This is a genomic window from Flammeovirga sp. EKP202 (assembly GCF_014534745.1).
Taxonomy (GTDB): Bacteria; Bacteroidota; Bacteroidia; order Cytophagales; family Flammeovirgaceae; genus Flammeovirga.
Map to the genome: position 1 here is coordinate 1 of NZ_JACVVP010000071.1, position 17,153 is coordinate 17,153.

Below are 17,153 nucleotides of genomic sequence, written 5' to 3' on the forward strand. Positions count from 1 at the left end.
ATCTTTTCATAGAATAAAGATCGACTTTAAATCAAATAATGAAAAATCAAAATTTTAAAAGAGCGAAAGCTCAGTTAGATAATTTTGAATTTGTACTTATATCATAAATACACAAGCCTAACAATGACACTCTATAAAAATGCAATGTTAGGCTTTTGTCTAATATGAAAAGTCAAATAGATTACAATCTTATTATAAGTAATCCATTTTCTCTTAAAGTTCTCCAAGCTTCACTTTCTGTAAAATCAATAAATGAGAATCCGGTTTCCTCTTCAAAAGCTTCAGCTATTTCTTCTACTTTTAAAAACCCTTCTTCATTATATATACTGAAAGATTCAATGTTATTCGCTACCCATTCCGCTAAAATAGGATGACATTCAATTTCTAAATCTTCTTTTTTATTAATGAAAATAAGTTGACCAAAATCTTCTTCTTCTTCAATTTCTAACATCGGAGCTTTACCCAACCAAATTAATGAGTGTTTTGAAAGTTCATGATCTTCTTTTGCTGTTTCAGCTAAATAATCTTCGATCAAATTAGGTGCTAAAGAAGTAGAAGAAGTGGAGAAATTAAACCATCGATGAACCGGCAAATCTAATTCAACACCATGCATATAATTAAAGATAGATGCTTTTAATCCCTCACTAAATCGGGTATGTTTAGCACCTGTAGGATCTTTATGCGGAAGGTCATTCCATGCAAATCCTTCAAACTCAAAATCTTTTTGTTCCACTTGATATACCTCTGGATCCAAACCAACAGGAGCGTGTGCGGTCATGGCAAATTGATGCCAAAATCCTGAGTGTAAACAGTGATTACTGAACATTTGACGTACTACCTCCAAAGAATCAATTGTTTCTTGAGTGGTTTGTGTTGGGAAACCATACATCAAATAGGCATGTACCATAATACCTGCTTCACTAAAAGCCCTAGTCACTTGTGCCGCTTGCTTTACTGAAACGCCTTTTTTCATCAATTGAAGTAAACGATCAGAAGCCACCTCTATTCCACCTGACACGGCTACACAACCTGAAAGCTCCAACAATTTACATAAGTCGGGTGTAAATGTTTTTTCAAATCTAATATTTCCCCACCAAGTAATTTTTGTTCCTCTTCTAATCAATTCTATAGCAATATCTCGTAGTGCTAGAGGAGGAGCCGCTTCATCCACAAAGTGAAAGCCTGTCTGCCCTGTTTCTGCTACAATTCTCTCTATTCTATCAACAATCATACTTGCAGGAGCTGGGTCATACCTTCCTATATAATCTAAAGAAATATCACAGAAAGTACATTTTTTCCAATAACAACCATGTGCTACAGTCAGTTTATTCCAACGACCATCATTCCAAAGTCGGTGCATAGGGTTAGCCACATCAATCACTGATAGATATTGATCTAAAAGAAGATCAGAATAATCAGGAGTGCCTATTTCTGCGTGTGGTATAACACTTTGAATTTTTTGATCAATAAATTGCAACGCTCCTTCTTCATTGATTAAATAAGTACGTTGTAGTTGCTGAGTAGAAATTTTACCTTCTAAATACTTTAGTAGATTGATTAAAGGTCCTTCACCATCATCTAAAGTGATAAAATCAAGATACTGGAAAACCCTTTGATCTTGGAGGGATCGTAATTCAGTATTGGGGTAACCTCCACCCATTGCTACCTTGATGGAAGAATGATTCTCTTTGATATACTTCCCACATTTTAAGGCTCCATAAAGGTTACCTGGAAAAGGTACTGTAAGTGCAACGAGGTCAGGTTGGACCAATTGAATCTTTTCTTCAAGAATTTCCAAAAGCCATTCATCCAAAATATGAGAAGGCTGATGCAAAGCATCTTCAATAGGTGAAAAATTAGTTGCTGACATAGCTATTCGTTCAGCATATCGGCTAAAACCAAAATCTTCGGTAATGGCTTCAATAATAAAATCTCCTAAATCTTCCAGATAGAGCGTTGCTAAATACCTGGCTTTATCATTAATGCCCATTGTACCAAAAGTCCAATCCACATTATTGACTTGCTGGAATCTTTTAGCTCTTGGAAGAAAATTATCTTGACAAATACTATGTGCCAGTGTATTATCTTTATTTTGAAGAAATCGAACAACAGGTGCAATCGTTTCAAGGTAATCATCTTGAAGCATAAAAATCCTCTGAACGTTATCCGAACAATCACTAATTACTTCCTCAGCTTCATCAAATAAAGCGGAAAGACCTTCTTCACTAAATATTTTTAAGACCAATTCTAACCCCAAATCTACTTGAAAGGCATCGATATTTTTTTCTCTCAAAAAACCTTTAAGGTAAGCAGTAGCCGGATAAGGAGTGTTTAATTGTGTGAGTGGCGGGGTAACTAATAATGTTTTTATAGACATCTATGAGTGATCTAATGATTTCATATGAGAGTATATCAAGTTGAATACAAACAACTCAATATAAACAGAAAAAGGCACTCAAAGGTGCCTAAAACCTTCTTCAACTTAAGATACTTAAAAAAGGCCTTGAAAAGGAGATTACACAAGATTATACCCCACATTGATGAGTTATAATTTTATAGCATCTCCTATATATGTTTTACAAAATACTCTAACCCTCACTAAAGAAGTGGAGAACTAGATTATTTAGCTTTAATTATTTTTTTGACTTATCAGCTGAATCTTTAGCTAATTCTTCTTTCTTTGCTTTTAACTTTTCCACTACCTCTTTTTGGATTTCTGCAGCAGCAGTCACATCCTCTTTTAAGTAGTAAGCATAGCTATTGTTGAAAGTAGTAGAGTCAACACTATTTTTAGAGTAAACTCCAGCTTCCAATTTTTGGTAGGCGTTCATCGCTTGATCTTTAGGAAGATGTTGCGTTGACACAGTTGCCTCAGCTTTATAGAGATCTATTAATACTTCAACCATTTTATCCTTTGGTAATAAATCCGCCGGAGCTTGTGGTTTTTCAGGACCGCAACTAACAAGTAAAAGTCCTAATGCGAGTACATTAAATATTCTTTTCATAAAGGCAAAAATACCCAAAGTGTTTAAATGCAGGAATCATATTTTGTTACCACAGCCAAAATTGTGGTTAAATAGTGTTAAATGAGCTTTCAAGTTGCTCACAACAATATGGTTGAACTAAATTTGGTAACTCGGAAAAGAGAAAATGTTAAGAAGAAACACCGAATTGTAATGAAAGAACTGCTCAAAAAGCTAAGACGCTACGAAATTCGTATCAGAAAAGCGATCGACTCGCACATGCAAGGCGATTACCACTCTGTATTCAAAGGGTCAGGTTTGGAGTTCGATGATGTGAGGTTGTATCAATACGGAGACGACATCCGACATATAGATTGGAATGTAAGTGCAAAGGGACATGGAACTTTTGTCAAAACATTTAAGGAAGAAAAAGAACAAAGTGTTTTCTTTGTAGTGGACGTAAGTGCCTCTCAAGATATTGGTAAGCAGGGAAGGAAAAAAATAGATATCTCCAAAGAAATAACAGGTGTATTATCTTTATCAGCCATTAAAGAAGCAAGTTCAGTAGGACTGTTATGTTTCTCTGATGACAAGGAAAGATACATGAAGCCTAATAAAGGTCAGAAACATGCTTATCAGCTATTTGGTGAGTTGTTTAGACTAAAGCCAAGATCACCTAAAACAAATATCGGCAGAGCTTTAGGACAAGCTTTGGCAATGCTGAAACGAAAAACAATTGTCATTGTCATTTCTGACTTTGTAGACGAAGGATATGAAAGACATTTGAAAGCATTGTGTAGAAAGCATGATTTGATTGTGATTCATGTTGGAGATGATAGAGAAACCACTTTCCCTAGAATTGGTATTGCTCCTCTTTTTGATAAAGAAGCCGGCAAAACGATTTGGGTCAATACTTCTTCAAAACAGTTCAGAGATCGTTTGGATAAGTTTTATGCTAAAAACCGAATTGCTCTGAGTGATTTGATTAGAAGAAATGGTGGAAATTATCTCTTTGTCAATGCACAAGAAGATTATGTGCCTAAACTGGTCAACTTGTTTAAAATCAGAAATACAGCAAAAAAATAAATATTGAGTGACTGATAATGCGTATTCTAATGAATAAAATTTTAACTAATATACTTTTTATCACATTCATACTCACAGCAAATGTAGTGGTAGGACAACAGGAAGAAAGCCTTCCTTATGGTCGATTCAATACAGATAGTATCATGTTGGGAGAAGAGGTAAAATATACCCTTCGCTTTGAACATCCTGCTGATGCAGAAATATTATTTCCGGACTCGACCTACAATTTCGCTCCCTTTGAACTGTTAGATAAAACCTATTTTCCTACGAGAACAATCAATGATATCAGTGTGGATTGCGTAGAATATACTTTATCTACTTATGATATTGATTCAGTTTATGAATTAGGTTTACCCGTTTGGATTTATACACAAGGAGAAAAAGATTCTATTTTTGCTAATTTAGATGGTATCTTTTTTAAAGATTTGATTCAGGTAATGCCTGATTCTGCTCAGCTTTATGCTACGGTAGATTACATGCCAGTTAGTCAAGAATTCAACTATCCTTACCTATTGATTTTTATTGGTATTTTAATAGTTATTGGCTTAGTCGTTGTCATTGGTTTTGGTGGAAAAATCAAAGAATATTACAGAAAGAAAAAGCTTCAAAAACGATACAATCAATTCTTACAGGATTATGGTTCTCACCTAGTGGATGAAATGACCGTCAACAATGTAGAAGAATCTGTGGTAATTTGGAAGTCATTTATGGCATCTGCGGTTGCAATACCTATTCAAGCCATGACTTCAAAAGAAGCCGGACAGGCACTACATTCTAAAGAGTTAGAAGGGCAATTAAAAGTACTAGATAGAGTAATCTATGCTGGACAAGGTGAAGAGGAAGCAAAAGCAATCCTTGAGGGACTAAAAGAATGGGCAAAGCAAGGGCAAGAATATGCTATGACGAAGCCTGAAGGAGCATTTGTTTTTAAGAAATAGAAAAGATTAAGTACTAAGACAATCATGTACGAAAATATATTATCATTAGATTGGTTTACACCTGCAGTTCTAAAAGGGTATGATTGGGGAAATATTATTTTCTTATACGGGATTTTAGGTATACCATTCCTCTTTTTATTGAGATGGTTATTTCGCTATAGAGTACGTCAGAAATTAGATGTCGCTTTGCCAGAAGGACATTTAAAAGCTGATTGGAGTACTTTATTACGTTTTTTACCTCCTTTGATTCTTTCTATTGCAATGGCGTTGATGTTGATTGCATTAGCAAGGCCTCAAAAAACCAATGAACAAGTGGAACAATGGACAGAAGGTATTGACATTATGTTGATATTGGATATTTCTCATTCCATGAAAATTGAAGATTTTGTACCCAATAGAATGGAGGCGGCTAAGAAAGTAGCAACTCGTTTTATTGATGGTAGAATTCAAGATAGAATTGGGTTGGTTATTTTCTCAGGTGAAGCCATTTCTTACGCCCCTTTAACAACGGATTACAGCTTATTGAAAAACTTGATCAGAGATATTAATTTTGATATGATCAAAGAGCCAGGTACTGCAATTGGGTCTGCATTGGGTGTTGCCATAAACCGTATGAGAGAATCAGAAACAAAGTCTAAAGTAGCCATTTTACTGTCAGATGGTGAAAATACGGCAGGTAGTATTGATCCTAAAACAGCCGCTGAATTGGCTTATGGTTACGGTGTAAAAGTGTATGCAATTGGTGTAGGAAAAGAGGGTAGAGTACCTTATGGAACAGATATGTTTGGTAGACCTAGATATATTGAGCAACATTTGGACGAAACAGCCCTAAGAGAAATTGCAAAAATTGGTAAAGGAAAGTATTTTAGAGCTACGAATAATAAGGCTTTAACAGCAATCTTTGATCAAATTGATCAATACGAAAAAGCTGAAATCAAAGAAACAAGATATAAGGACACGAAAGATTTTTACTACATCTATTTAGTTTGGGGTATTGCTTTCTTCCTAATATGGATGGCTTTGAAGAGCACATTCCTTACAAATGCTTTAGAAGACTAAGAAGAACGAAGGGGAAGAATGGAAATAAGACGTTGGCACATCATCATTGGCTTTTCTGTACTATTTATCACTTACGCGATAGTATTATTGAATATTCAGGTATTCAGTAAGAGCTACAAAACAAGAGCGGAAGCCAATATCGTAGAAAGAGTAGTAGAATATCCATTACGTGGTATGATTTACGATCGTAATGGAAAGCTATTAGCATCAAATGCAGCAGTATTTGATATTATGATTGTGCCTAAATATTTTAAACTTGCTCCCGAAGATTCATTGGAATTAGCGGATATGCTGGATTATACTATTGAAGAGTTCAGAGATAATATCACTAAAGCCAAAAGATATTCATGGTACAAGCCTTCCACTTTCAAAAAGCAATTAACTGAACAGGAATACGCTAAAATTCAAGATAGAATTATAGCTTACAAAGGCTTAAGTGTTCAAGCAAGAACAATCCGTTCCTATCCCCATAAAAGCTTAGCCAATGCACTTGGTTATGTAAAAGAGGTTTCAAAGTCATTTCTAGATAAAGATACAGCCAACTATTATCAAAGCGGTGACCTTATCGGTAAAAGTGGTGTAGAAAAATATTACGAAGAACAGTTACGTGGTCAACGTGGTGTAAGCTACATCATGAAAAACGTAAAAGGGGTCACGAAAGGTAAATTTGAGGATGGAAAGTTTGATACTATCCCAAGAGTTGGAGCAACTTTAACTTCTTCCATTGACCTTGATTTACAAGCTTATGGTGAACAGCTAATGAGAAGAAAAAAAGGTGCTATCGTGGCGATTGATCCAAGTACTGGTGAAATTTTAGCAATGATTTCAGCTCCCTCTTATGACCCAAATGAGTTGACTGGAGAAGGAAAGAGAGTTTCTAAAATCTATAGTGAATTATCAAGAAGTGAAGATAAACCTCTTTTCAATAGAGCCATGCAATCCCGTTATCCTCCTGGATCTACGTTTAAGACCGTTATGGCAATGATTGGATTACAGAATAGGGCAATAGATACCTTGACAACTTATTTTAGCTGTAACAAACACCTTGTGGGTTGTCATGACCATAAATCTCCCTTAAATGTAGCAGGCTCAATTATCAACTCTTGTAACCCTTGGTATTATCAGGAAATTCGTAGAATGCTCAATGACGAAGGTAAACGTTATGAGACCTCAGATCTTTTACGTAAAACCTTAGATGAGTGGAAAGAAGAGGTAATGGAATACGGTTTAGGACGTAAGCTTGGAGTAGATATGCCTTATGAAAAAGGTGGTCTTGTGCCTAGTTCTAGATTATATGATAGAATCTATAAAGGTGGTGGTTGGAAAATCAGTACAATTCATTCCATCAGTATCGGTCAGGGTGAAGTGTTAGCCATGCCTATCCAACTTGCCAATTTAGGAGCAATCATCGCAAACCGAGGTTATTACTACACTCCTCATATCATTAAAGATATTGGGGGAGAAGGACCATTACCTGAATATAAAGAGAAACACAAGGTAAACGTAAAGCCAGAATACGTTGATCATATTGCTAGAGCAATGTCTGAAGTACCTCGTATTGGTACAGCAAGAAGAGCGTATAGCCCTGAGATTGTTATTTGCGGTAAAACAGGTACAGCTCAAAATCCTCATGGTGAAGATCACTCTATCTTTATGGGTTTTGCCCCTTTATATAATCCTAAAATTGCCATTGCTGTATATGTTGAAAATGCAGGTTTTGGTGGTACATGGGCAGCACCTATTGCCAGCTTGATGATGGAAAAATACGTCAATGGGGAAACAAAAAGAGGCTACCTTGAAAAATATGTGGATAGCGTTGACTTGATTCAGAGAGAAAAAGATAGAAAGGAAAAAGAACGTCTTCTTAAAGAACGTAGAGAAAAAGCGAAAGCAAAAAGAATCGAGCTTCAGAAGAAAAGAGCAAAACAAGATTCTATCAAAGTTACTACTTCGCCTGAGGCCTAGATTTAAAAAAATATCACTGTTCTTATTTAAAAGAATAGGAGAGAGCATAATTTGAAAAGAGTTATGCTCTTTTTTTGTACTAAAAAACACCACCATAAATACTCCTTGAAAGTACCTATGGTGGTGTTCAATCTATTCTAAAAAAGGAACTACGCTTTTACCAATTGCCCTTTATTGACAATCGCTACAGCTTTACCTTTTAATTCTTTCCCTACGAAGGGTGTGTTTCTTGATTTCGATTGTATATCTCCTTCAGCGAAAGTCCATGTTGCTTCAGGATCGAAGACCGTTAATACAGCTTTGCTTCCCTCTGCGATTGGTGCTTGATCTACCTTTAAAATTTGACGAGGGTTAGTTGTTAGCTTCTCGATGATCGTATCTACGTCAATGTCTTTTGGTAAGTTGGAAACAATAGATGCGAAAGCTGTTTCTAAACCTATGATACCAAAATCTGCTAAATCAAATTCTAAACGTTTTGACTCCGTATCTTGTGGAGTATGTGAAGATACAATAGCATCAATAGTTCCGTCTTTGATTCCCTCCCAAAGTGCATCGACATCTTTTTGAGATCTGAATGGAGGATTCACTTTTAGGTTGGTATCAAAAGAAGATAAATCTTCATCTGTAAATGCAACTTGATGAGCAGCAATATCACATGTCACTTTTAATCCCTCAGCTTTTGCCTTGCGGATGATCTCCACTGACTCCGGCGTAGAGATATTAGCAAAGTGTACTCTACCATCTGTATAAGTCAATAGAGAAATAATTTTTTGAATGGCTAACCACTCTGCTACATTTGGAATACCTCTCGTTCCCATCAATGTAGATGGAATACCTTCATTCATATGACCGTCGTTGTTCAACGTTTTCTCATCTGCTTTTTCGATCATCAAGCCATCAAACAACTGCATGTACATCAAAGCTCTTTTGATAACACCAAGGTGCCAAGATGATTTTACTCCATCTGTAAAAGCAACAGCGCCAGCGTCGTGCATATCTTTTACCTCATTCATCTCTTCACCTTTACAGTCCTTTGTCAGTGCACCCATTGGGTGAATTTGAACTGGAGAAAAAGTGCTCATTTGCTTTACAAAATGAATGCTTTCTTTGGATTGTATTACTGGAGTGGTATTCGGTAAAGTAGCAATGTCAGTAAAGCCACCAAAAGCAGCTGCTTTTCCTAAAGAGGCAATATCTTCTTTGAATTCTTCACCAGGTTCATTTAAAGTAGCTCTCATATCAAACCAACCTAATGAAACGTAAAGTTTCTCATTTCCTTCTATGACTTCAGCATTTGATGCGTCAATTTTATCAGTGGAAATTTTGTCGATGATACCATCCTTAATAAGGATGTTTACAATTTGTTTGTGATAGGTTGAGGAAGGGTCTGATACTCTTACCTTACTGAGCAGAATTTCTTTCATTACCATGTGACTCAAAAAGATCTTTTATTAATTTTTGGCCACACCAATGAAAAATCAGTTTGATTATTGGAGTAACCGGACAAATTTAAGATAAAAAAATGAAGAATGAAGAATTAAGAATGAAGAGTTTGAATAGAATAATGCTCGTTACGCTGTACCATTATTTATTTTCAACTTCACATAGTAGGGCTAATTGGCTACAGAAAACACTCTAATAAAATTAATGATGTAAGTATTTTAGAAAGAAAAAAGAGACAAATTATCGTGTACCATGACTGAAGTCATGGGCTGATGATACTGATTCCAACAACACTAAAGTGTTGCCTTCGTTATCAACCTTCAAGACTTTAGTCTTGGTTAGGTTACTGTATCACCTGCTTATAGTTTTAACTATGGTGCAAGAAACACTTTATTCCAAGTACTTAATGTATTCAGCAGTAGATTGATTTCCGGTCAAATTTTTAACCATAAAAAAAGAGATACTTTTCAGTATCTCTCCTTAATAAAAAATGCTCTCAAATTTGTTTTACCAGCCTGCAAACTTGATGTTTCCCGACTTGAACAACTTGAACAGCATCCATAATATTTTTTACTAGTCTCAATCCCATTCCACCTTTGCGGTGTTCTTTAATCACATCATTAATAGTTGGGGACTGATAAGTTTTTATATCAAAAGCTTCTCCGTTATCCTTGATTTCGATAACGACGCTTTCGGCATCTATAGTAGTAGTAACAGTTACTTCTATTTCTTTGGTAGGGTCACAACTGTTAGAATGAATCATTCTATTTGCACACACCTCATCAACTGCAACAACGATCATATCTCGTTTGGAATCAGGTACACTGTAGCTATCTAATGCCGAGAGAATAAATTCTCGGATTATATGTAGATTAGCGGTCTCACAGTTGACTTTTTTCCTAAACATCACTGTCCTTTAATAATTTGGATGGCTTCTTCTTTGGTGGTAGCCAGATTTAAAAATTGATCTACTCCTAAAATTTCGAATACACTTCTAATATTGTCTGCAACATCAAATAAAACCATTGTGATATGGTCTGCCTCGATATCGTCTAATCTGGAGGTAAAAACTCCAATTCCAGCAGATGAAATGTAAGTTAACCCTACACAATTTATCAATAACTTCTTGTCTCCTCTGTCAATCACTTCTTGTAGCTTTGTATCTAAATCTACAGATGAACTTGCATCGAGCTCTCCAACCACATCGATTAGAGTGAAGTCACTTTCTTGTACAACATTAACGTCTACTTTAGTCATTACGTATACGGTTTAACATCATTAAGGTTTCCCTTATTTTGATTTTTTTTTACATTTTTTATCAAATCATGAAATATAAGGTCATAGACCATGATGATCTATAACCTTACAAATATGATTTTTTTGAAAGAAATCAATACGCTGATTATAAAATCAACATAGCGTCTCCATAGCTTAAGAAACGGTATTTTTCTTTGATTGCTTCCTCGTAAGCTCTCATTACTAAATCATAACCACCAAATGCAGTAGCCATCATTAATAATGTAGATTTAGGCTTATGGAAACCTGTTACCATTGAGTTTACAATCTTGAAATCGTATGGAGGGAAGATAAATTTGTCTGTCCATCCTTCGTTTCCTTTCAATGTGTTAGATGCTGATACAGATGTTTCTAAAGAACGAAGTACTGTAGTACCGATAGCACAAACATTTTTCTTGTTTTCTAATGCTTTGTTTACAATATCTACTGTTTCTTCACCTACTCTGTAGTGCTCAGAATCCATTTTATGTTTTGTCAAATCCTCCACATCTACATCTCTGAAGGCACCTAAACCAACGTGCAATGTAATAGGAGTGATATCAACGCTCTTGATCTCGAATCTTTTGGCGATTTGAGGTGTAAAGTGAAGACCTGCAGAAGGAGCTGCTACAGCACCTTTCTTAGCAGCAAAGATAGTTTGGTAACGATCTTTGTCTGATGGCTCAGCCTCACGACCTAAATCTCTTGGAATTGGCGTCTCACCTAATTCCTCAATTGTTCTATAAAATTCTTCTTCTTCACCGTCTACTAAGAAACGGATCGTTCTACCTCTTGAAGTCGTGTTGTCAATAACTTCCGCTACTAAACTACCGTCTCCAAAGTATAATTTGTTACCTACACGGATTTTACGAGCAGGATCTACCAATACATCCCATAAGTGAGATTCTTTATTGAGTTCACGAAGAAGGAAAACTTCGATTTTAGCACCTGTCTTTTCCTTATTACCATAAAGACGAGCTGGGAAAACCTTAGTGTCGTTCATTACCAACACATCTCCATCATCAAAGTATTCCACGATGTCTCTGAACTTTCGGTGTTCGATTTCTCCTGTCTTACGGTGTAAAACCATTAAACGTGCATCGTCACGATTTTCCTCAGGATACTGAGCGATTAGATCTTGTGGTAGATCAAACTGGAATTGGGATAGCTTCATGGAATGAAATTACGTATTATTTTCTTTCTGTAAATATCAATATTAGCTTAACTTTACACAATACACACAAAATGCGTACCTTGAAAATCAAGACGGTAAATTTAACAAATAAAGATTAGATAATTTCCAAACAATCTTTTAGATAGAGATTTTATCATCAATTTTCCATCATTTTTTCTATAAAACATGCTTTTTATAAAACTTTTCTTCGAAAGTTTCCGATTTGCAGTTCATGCTTTGAAAGAAAATATACTTAGAACAGTCCTTTCTCTCCTTGGTGTGACTGTCGGTATCTTTGCTATTATTGCCATTTTTACTTTGGTTGATGCTCTTAACAATGGTATACAAAGTAGCCTTTCTTCGTTCGGTAATAATGTGATTTACATAGGAAAATGGCCTTTTTCTTTCGGAAACGGGAATGATTACCCTTGGTGGAAATATTATAGACGCCCCAACCCAGACAGAAGTGAACTGAAGTTTATTCAGGAAAATGCGAAATGGGTACAATCAATAGCCATTTATGAGTCTAAGAGAGGCAATACCATTAATTACAGAAGTAATTCCTTTGAAGATGGGAAAATTGTTGGAGCCTCTTATGAATACAATAAAATCAATGCTATGCCTATCAGTGAAGGCCGTTATTTCACTCAAAGTGAGATGAGTGCAGGTACTCCAAAAGCAATTATTGGTAGTGATGTAGCACAGCAACTTTTTCCTCGTGGAGATGGCCTGGGTAAAATCATAAAAACAAAAGGAACAAAGTTTCAAATCATAGGAATTTTTGAGAAGCAAGGGGAAAGTTTTATTCCGACACCAAGCAATGATGATATTATTTTTATCCCCTATAATGCTCTCACTAAACTCTATGCTTCTAAAGGAAGATGGATCAGTGCTAACCTCATTGCAAAAGGGTATGATAAAGACGAAAACCTGGGTGAAATTCTAGCTGAACTTCGTGGACTTTTAAGAATAAAAAGAGGATTGAAACCAAAGGAAGAAGACAATTTTGCTCTTAACAGAACAGACGCCATCGTTGAGTTTGTGAATGGAATTACAGGATCCTTGAAAGTGGCCGGTGGTATTATCGGACTTTTCTCTATTCTTGTCGGTGGGTTTAGTATCGCCAATATCATGTTTGTATCTGTAAAAGAAAGAACCTCACAAATTGGTATTCAAAAAGCATTGGGTGCTAAAAATTACTTCATTCTATTACAGTTTTTATGTGAATCCATGTTCTTAAGTTTCTTTGGCGGTATAGGTGGACTATTCTTGGTTTCATTATTATCGTTGTTATCTACTGAAACATTCGTGATTTCACTTAACTTTACAAACCTAATTATTGGTATGCTTATCTCAGGTTTAATCGGTATTATTTCAGGTATAGCACCTGCTATTTCAGCCGCTAAAATGGACCCCGTAGAAGCAATGAGAGCCGCGTAAATATTATCCCCTAAGATTTATGATCACACCTTCTGAAAGGATCAGTGCGTCTTTTCCTTTTGAGCCCACGGACGGTCAAAAGCAACTTTTTGACCTTCTTGATCAGTTTGTACTCGAAAAAAATAACCGACGAAATACGTTTTTATTAAAGGGTTATGCAGGTACGGGTAAGACCTCTGTTTTAACCGCTTTTGCGAACGTATTAAGGTTTTATTCTTATAAAACGATGATGTTGGCTCCAACTGGTAGAGCAGCCAAAGTGATGTCTTCTTATGCCAAAAGAAAGGCGTACACGGTGCATCGTATCATCTACAAACAAACAGAGGATAAGGAAACGGGGTTATTGAGGTTTGAAAGACAAAAAAATAAGGCTCAAAATACGATCTACATCATTGATGAAGCGTCCATGATCGATGATCAACCGCATACAGCAGGAGAGGGGCTTTTGAAATCCATTATAGATTATGTTTTTGAAGATCCTAAATCCAACAATAAACTTTTTCTCATTGGAGATACTGCGCAGCTTCCTCCGGTAAAACAAGAAATCAGCCCTGCCTTAGATGAAATTTACTTACAAAATGTATTTCGTCTGAGCATTATTAGCCACGAATTAACTGAAGTAGTCCGACAAGCTTCCACTTCTGGTATTTTATATAATGCCACTTTAGTTAGAAACTGTCTGGCTCAAAACACAGATATTCAATTCAACACCTCTTCTTTCAAAGATATTTTTAAGATGGGTTCTGATCGTTTAGAAGATGGTTTGTTGTATGGTTATGATAAATATGGGGTCGAAAATACGGTCATTATTACCCGTTCCAATCGAGCTGCTACACAATACAATCAATATATCAGACGACAAATTCACTTTCGAGAAGAAGAACTGGATGCCGGAGATTATTTGATGGTAGTCAGAAATAACTACTTCTGGCTAGATGAAGATTCCCCTGCCGGATTTTTGGCCAATGGTGAATTTATTGAGGTAGCTGGAGTAGGAAATATTGAAGAAAAATATGGCTTCCGTTTTTGTGATATCAGGTTCCGATTATTGGATTATGAAAACCATCCTACGGTCGAAGCCAAAATCATCTTGGATACACTTCATTCATTTACTCCTCAATTAGAACGAGAAGAATCTAGAAAGTTATACAACGCTGTCATAGAAGAATATGCGGATATAGAGAGCCCTAAAATCCGATTGAAAAGATTGAAAGAAGATGAATATCTCAATGCGCTTCAAGTAAAGTTTGCTTATGCTTTGACTTGTCATAAAGCACAAGGTGGGCAGTGGGACGCCATCTTTGTAGACATCGGTTATCTGAGAGATGATATGATTGACACCGACTTCTTGCGTTGGCAATATACTGCTATTACAAGAGCAAAATCAGAGTTGTTTTTAATGAATTATCCTGATCGATTCTTTGAATAATTAAATCTCAAACTTTATCTTTCAAGAATATATTTACTATTAATCAAAATATCATGTTTAAAGCCCCTCTACCGGTTATTCAATTTGTAGAATCTATGAAATTGAAATACAAAGTATTCAAATCAACTGCACCTTATAAGCTTGTAGTTGGAAGTTCCGGTATTCAAGATCAAGGTTGGATTGGAAGTGATATTTTTGGATTGAACATTTTAAAAGAAGATAATTGGCGTTTTTATTTTAAAGAAGACTCTTTACAAAACATCATGGGTGAGCATGTTTGGGAACACCTTACACAAGAAGATGGAGCAAAAGCAGCAGAGAATTGTTATAAGTTTTTGCAAAAAGGTGGAACCTTAAGAATTGCAGTTCCAGATGGTTACCATGTCGATCAGAAGTACATCGATTTTGTAAAACCTGGTGGAAATGGAATTGGTGCCGATGATCATAAAGTACTTTATAATTATCAATCGTTAGGTAAAATGTTAGAGGAAATTGGTTTTAAGGTCACACCTGTAGAGTATTTTGATGAAGAAAAACATTTTGTGACTTCAGATTGGAGCTTAAGTCATGGTAAAATCAGAAGATCTCTTCAATTTGATGAACGAAATAAAGACGGAAATCCCAATTATACTTCACTGATTGTGGATGCCACTAAAATATAGAATCACAAAAAAGTGCCATTGAAATTTAAACTTCAATGGCACTTTTTGTTTACTGTATATTAGCGTTCTAAGTCTTCAATCATTTCATCAATTCCCTTCAGATCTTTACCATAAAATTTATCGATCCAATAATTCATTGCCGGTGGAGTGAATTTTCTAAACAATAGAAAAATGATCGATAAGGCTATGATAGAAAATACCGATACAAGTTGAGTGAGGGTATCCCAAACAAATAATCTACTTATGTCATCTCCTTCAGCTTCTAAGCCTAATGAAACCCCGAAAAAATAGCCAAAAAGCATAGAATAAGGAAGTAACCCATAGATGAGCATTTTTATTTGTTGTTGATAACTTTTTAAAATATAGGCTTTCACATTTTTCAAATAATTCAAGGTATCTAAACTATCAAAAGATCTTACTTTCTTTAGCTTTAATAGGTAATCCAGAAAATAAACTGCGACAGGCAACACTCCAAGACCAACAACTAGCCAATTGTTTGAAGTTATTCCGTAATAAAGAGCTACACATAGTATAACGGCCCATGTGATAACCCATTCTAGCTTTGTTTTATTTACAATTTTATTGATCAAGTTCATAGATTCTTTTTTATGGTTTTTGGCGGTTTCTTTTACTGATTTTAAATCGGGAGAAGTTTGATGCCCCTCTTCCCATACTCCTTTGATTAAGTCAAACTCTTCTTCCATTGCATATTTTCTTTAAGTTGTTTTTTGATGCGATTTATTTTCGCCCCTACGTTTGATGGTGTAATACCCAAAATTGCGGCGATGTCATGATAAGAATGCTCTTCTAAATACAATAGAATTATAGCTCTATCTACTTCTTTCAACATCCTGATTGCTCTATACAATTCTTCCAATCGCTCTTCTTTCTCAGAGAAATGATGTACTTGATCTATCTTCTCATTGATCTCCACAGTACTTACTTTCTTCTGCTCTTTTTTGATCATCGAAAGGCAAGTATTCAAAGATACTCTATAAACCCATGTTGATAACTTGGACTGTTGTTGATAACTTTCTTTTGATCGCCAAAGTTGCAAGCATACTTCCTGAAAGTAGTCTTCAAACTCCTCTTGTGAATGTGAATAAACTCTACAAATTTTATAAATGATGGATTTGTTGCTTTCTATATATTCCTCATAAAATTCAGCTGACATTAGTTTGCTCTTTTAGTGTTGTTCTCTTGATGAAGGTATGCCATGAATGTATTGAGTTTACATTGAATGACCCTATCAAAGCTCTTTTTCTCCGATTCAGATACTGTCATTAATGTTTCGAAAGAAGATATAATTAATTCCTCTTCTTTCACTCGCCTTTTGATTTTGATCAGACACTGAGAAGACATTAGACCTTCAAAAGAAGAGGAGGGAATAACATTACTTCCTACCATTAATAATTGGATTTCATTTTCTCTCTTTCGAATAACTTTCATCCCGTATTTTATAGTTATCGAATTGATTAATGATTGAAATTCAGCACTGTTTCCTCCAAATGAATAAACTCTCTTTTCGATGCTGTCATGAAATAGAAATGGAAAAATAGTACTCGCTTTCAATGTATTTAGTGATGAATAGAAATTTGAAAAGATGCTCATAATAGTAATTTTTAGTGATTGTTTATTGGGTTAGTAGTCATTTTTTCAGATTTATTACAAATGGGATATTTATTTTCGATAAAATTTTAAATAAAAGTACAATCAACT

Annotated in this window: 16 protein-coding genes; 7 read left to right on the forward strand and 9 right to left on the reverse strand. The window is 35.4% G+C overall.

The features are described from left to right. Positions 1–181: 181 nt before the first annotated feature. A complete protein-coding gene (locus IC221_RS26605) occupies positions 182–2,377 on the reverse strand; it encodes a radical SAM protein (protein WP_188171856.1) in 2,196 nt (731 codons plus the stop codon). 256 nt (positions 2,378–2,633) lie between these two features. After that, positions 2,634–3,005 (reverse strand): DUF4296 domain-containing protein, encoded by a 372-nt coding sequence (locus IC221_RS26610; protein WP_188171857.1) that lies wholly within the window; start codon positions 3,003–3,005, stop codon positions 2,634–2,636. A 171-nt stretch (positions 3,006–3,176) separates the two neighbouring features. Here IC221_RS26610 and IC221_RS26615 point away from each other — a divergent pair, with 171 nt between their 5' ends. Genes IC221_RS26615 through mrdA form a run of 4 tightly spaced genes read left to right on the forward strand, consistent with a single transcriptional unit; the run spans position 3,177 to position 8,011 of the window. Next, positions 3,177–4,049, forward strand: a complete 873-nt coding sequence (locus IC221_RS26615; RefSeq protein WP_188171858.1) for a DUF58 domain-containing protein — start codon at positions 3,177–3,179, stop codon at positions 4,047–4,049. A 29-nt stretch (positions 4,050–4,078) separates the two neighbouring features. Further along, on the forward strand, positions 4,079–4,987 hold the full coding sequence (locus IC221_RS26620; protein ID WP_188171859.1) for a hypothetical protein: 909 nt from the start codon (positions 4,079–4,081) through the stop codon (positions 4,985–4,987). A 24-nt stretch (positions 4,988–5,011) separates the two neighbouring features. Further along, the gene (locus IC221_RS26625) at positions 5,012–6,046 is read left to right on the forward strand and encodes a VWA domain-containing protein (RefSeq protein ID WP_044207516.1); all 1,035 of its coding nucleotides are present in this window, start codon (positions 5,012–5,014) and stop codon (positions 6,044–6,046) included. Positions 6,047–6,064: 18 nt separating this feature from the next. Further along, positions 6,065–8,011: a penicillin-binding protein 2 gene (gene mrdA / locus IC221_RS26630; RefSeq protein ID WP_188171860.1), complete on the forward strand. Its 1,947-nt coding sequence runs from the start codon at positions 6,065–6,067 to the stop codon at positions 8,009–8,011. A gap of 149 nt (positions 8,012–8,160) precedes the next feature. Here mrdA and IC221_RS26635 read toward each other — a convergent pair whose 3' ends face one another. From IC221_RS26635 to queA, 4 genes are all read right to left on the reverse strand, one after another. After that, the gene (locus IC221_RS26635) at positions 8,161–9,435 is read right to left on the reverse strand and encodes a dihydroorotase family protein (RefSeq protein WP_188171861.1); all 1,275 of its coding nucleotides are present in this window, start codon (positions 9,433–9,435) and stop codon (positions 8,161–8,163) included. A gap of 515 nt (positions 9,436–9,950) precedes the next feature. Beyond that, entirely contained in the window at positions 9,951–10,361 is a 411-nt protein-coding gene (locus tag IC221_RS26640) for an ATP-binding protein (RefSeq protein ID WP_044207514.1), read from the reverse strand. Further along, entirely contained in the window at positions 10,361–10,711 is a 351-nt protein-coding gene (locus tag IC221_RS26645; protein WP_044207513.1) for an STAS domain-containing protein, read from the reverse strand. Before IC221_RS26645 ends, IC221_RS26640 begins: the two co-directional genes overlap by 1 nt. A 145-nt stretch (positions 10,712–10,856) precedes the next feature. Then, positions 10,857–11,903 carry a tRNA preQ1(34) S-adenosylmethionine ribosyltransferase-isomerase QueA gene (gene queA, locus IC221_RS26650; RefSeq protein ID WP_188171862.1) on the reverse strand — a complete coding sequence of 349 codons (1,047 nt, stop codon included), beginning with the start codon at positions 11,901–11,903 and terminating at the stop codon, positions 10,857–10,859. 186 nt (positions 11,904–12,089) lie between these two features. Here queA and IC221_RS26655 point away from each other — a divergent pair, with 186 nt between their 5' ends. The 3 genes from IC221_RS26655 to IC221_RS26665 are packed head-to-tail and all read left to right on the forward strand — an operon-like array spanning position 12,090 to position 15,434. Further along, positions 12,090–13,343: an ABC transporter permease gene (locus tag IC221_RS26655; RefSeq protein WP_188171863.1), complete on the forward strand. Its 1,254-nt coding sequence runs from the start codon at positions 12,090–12,092 to the stop codon at positions 13,341–13,343. Positions 13,344–13,362: 19 nt separating this feature from the next. Next, positions 13,363–14,772, forward strand: a complete 1,410-nt coding sequence (locus tag IC221_RS26660; protein WP_044207507.1) for an ATP-dependent RecD-like DNA helicase — start codon at positions 13,363–13,365, stop codon at positions 14,770–14,772. Between the two features lie 53 nt (positions 14,773–14,825). Then, entirely contained in the window at positions 14,826–15,434 is a 609-nt protein-coding gene (locus IC221_RS26665) for a hypothetical protein (protein WP_188171864.1), read from the forward strand. A 59-nt stretch (positions 15,435–15,493) separates the two neighbouring features. Here IC221_RS26665 and IC221_RS26670 read toward each other — a convergent pair whose 3' ends face one another. Genes IC221_RS26670 through IC221_RS26680 form a run of 3 tightly spaced genes read right to left on the reverse strand, consistent with a single transcriptional unit; the run spans position 15,494 to position 17,045 of the window. Continuing rightward, positions 15,494–16,138 (reverse strand): hypothetical protein, encoded by a 645-nt coding sequence (locus IC221_RS26670; RefSeq protein ID WP_188171865.1) that lies wholly within the window; start codon positions 16,136–16,138, stop codon positions 15,494–15,496. Continuing rightward, a complete protein-coding gene (locus IC221_RS26675) occupies positions 16,117–16,608 on the reverse strand; it encodes an RNA polymerase sigma factor (protein ID WP_188171866.1) in 492 nt (163 codons plus the stop codon). Before IC221_RS26675 ends, IC221_RS26670 begins: the two co-directional genes overlap by 22 nt. After that, on the reverse strand, positions 16,608–17,045 hold the full coding sequence (locus IC221_RS26680; RefSeq protein WP_188171867.1) for a hypothetical protein: 438 nt from the start codon (positions 17,043–17,045) through the stop codon (positions 16,608–16,610). Before IC221_RS26680 ends, IC221_RS26675 begins: the two co-directional genes overlap by 1 nt. Positions 17,046–17,153: the final 108 nt, after the last annotated feature.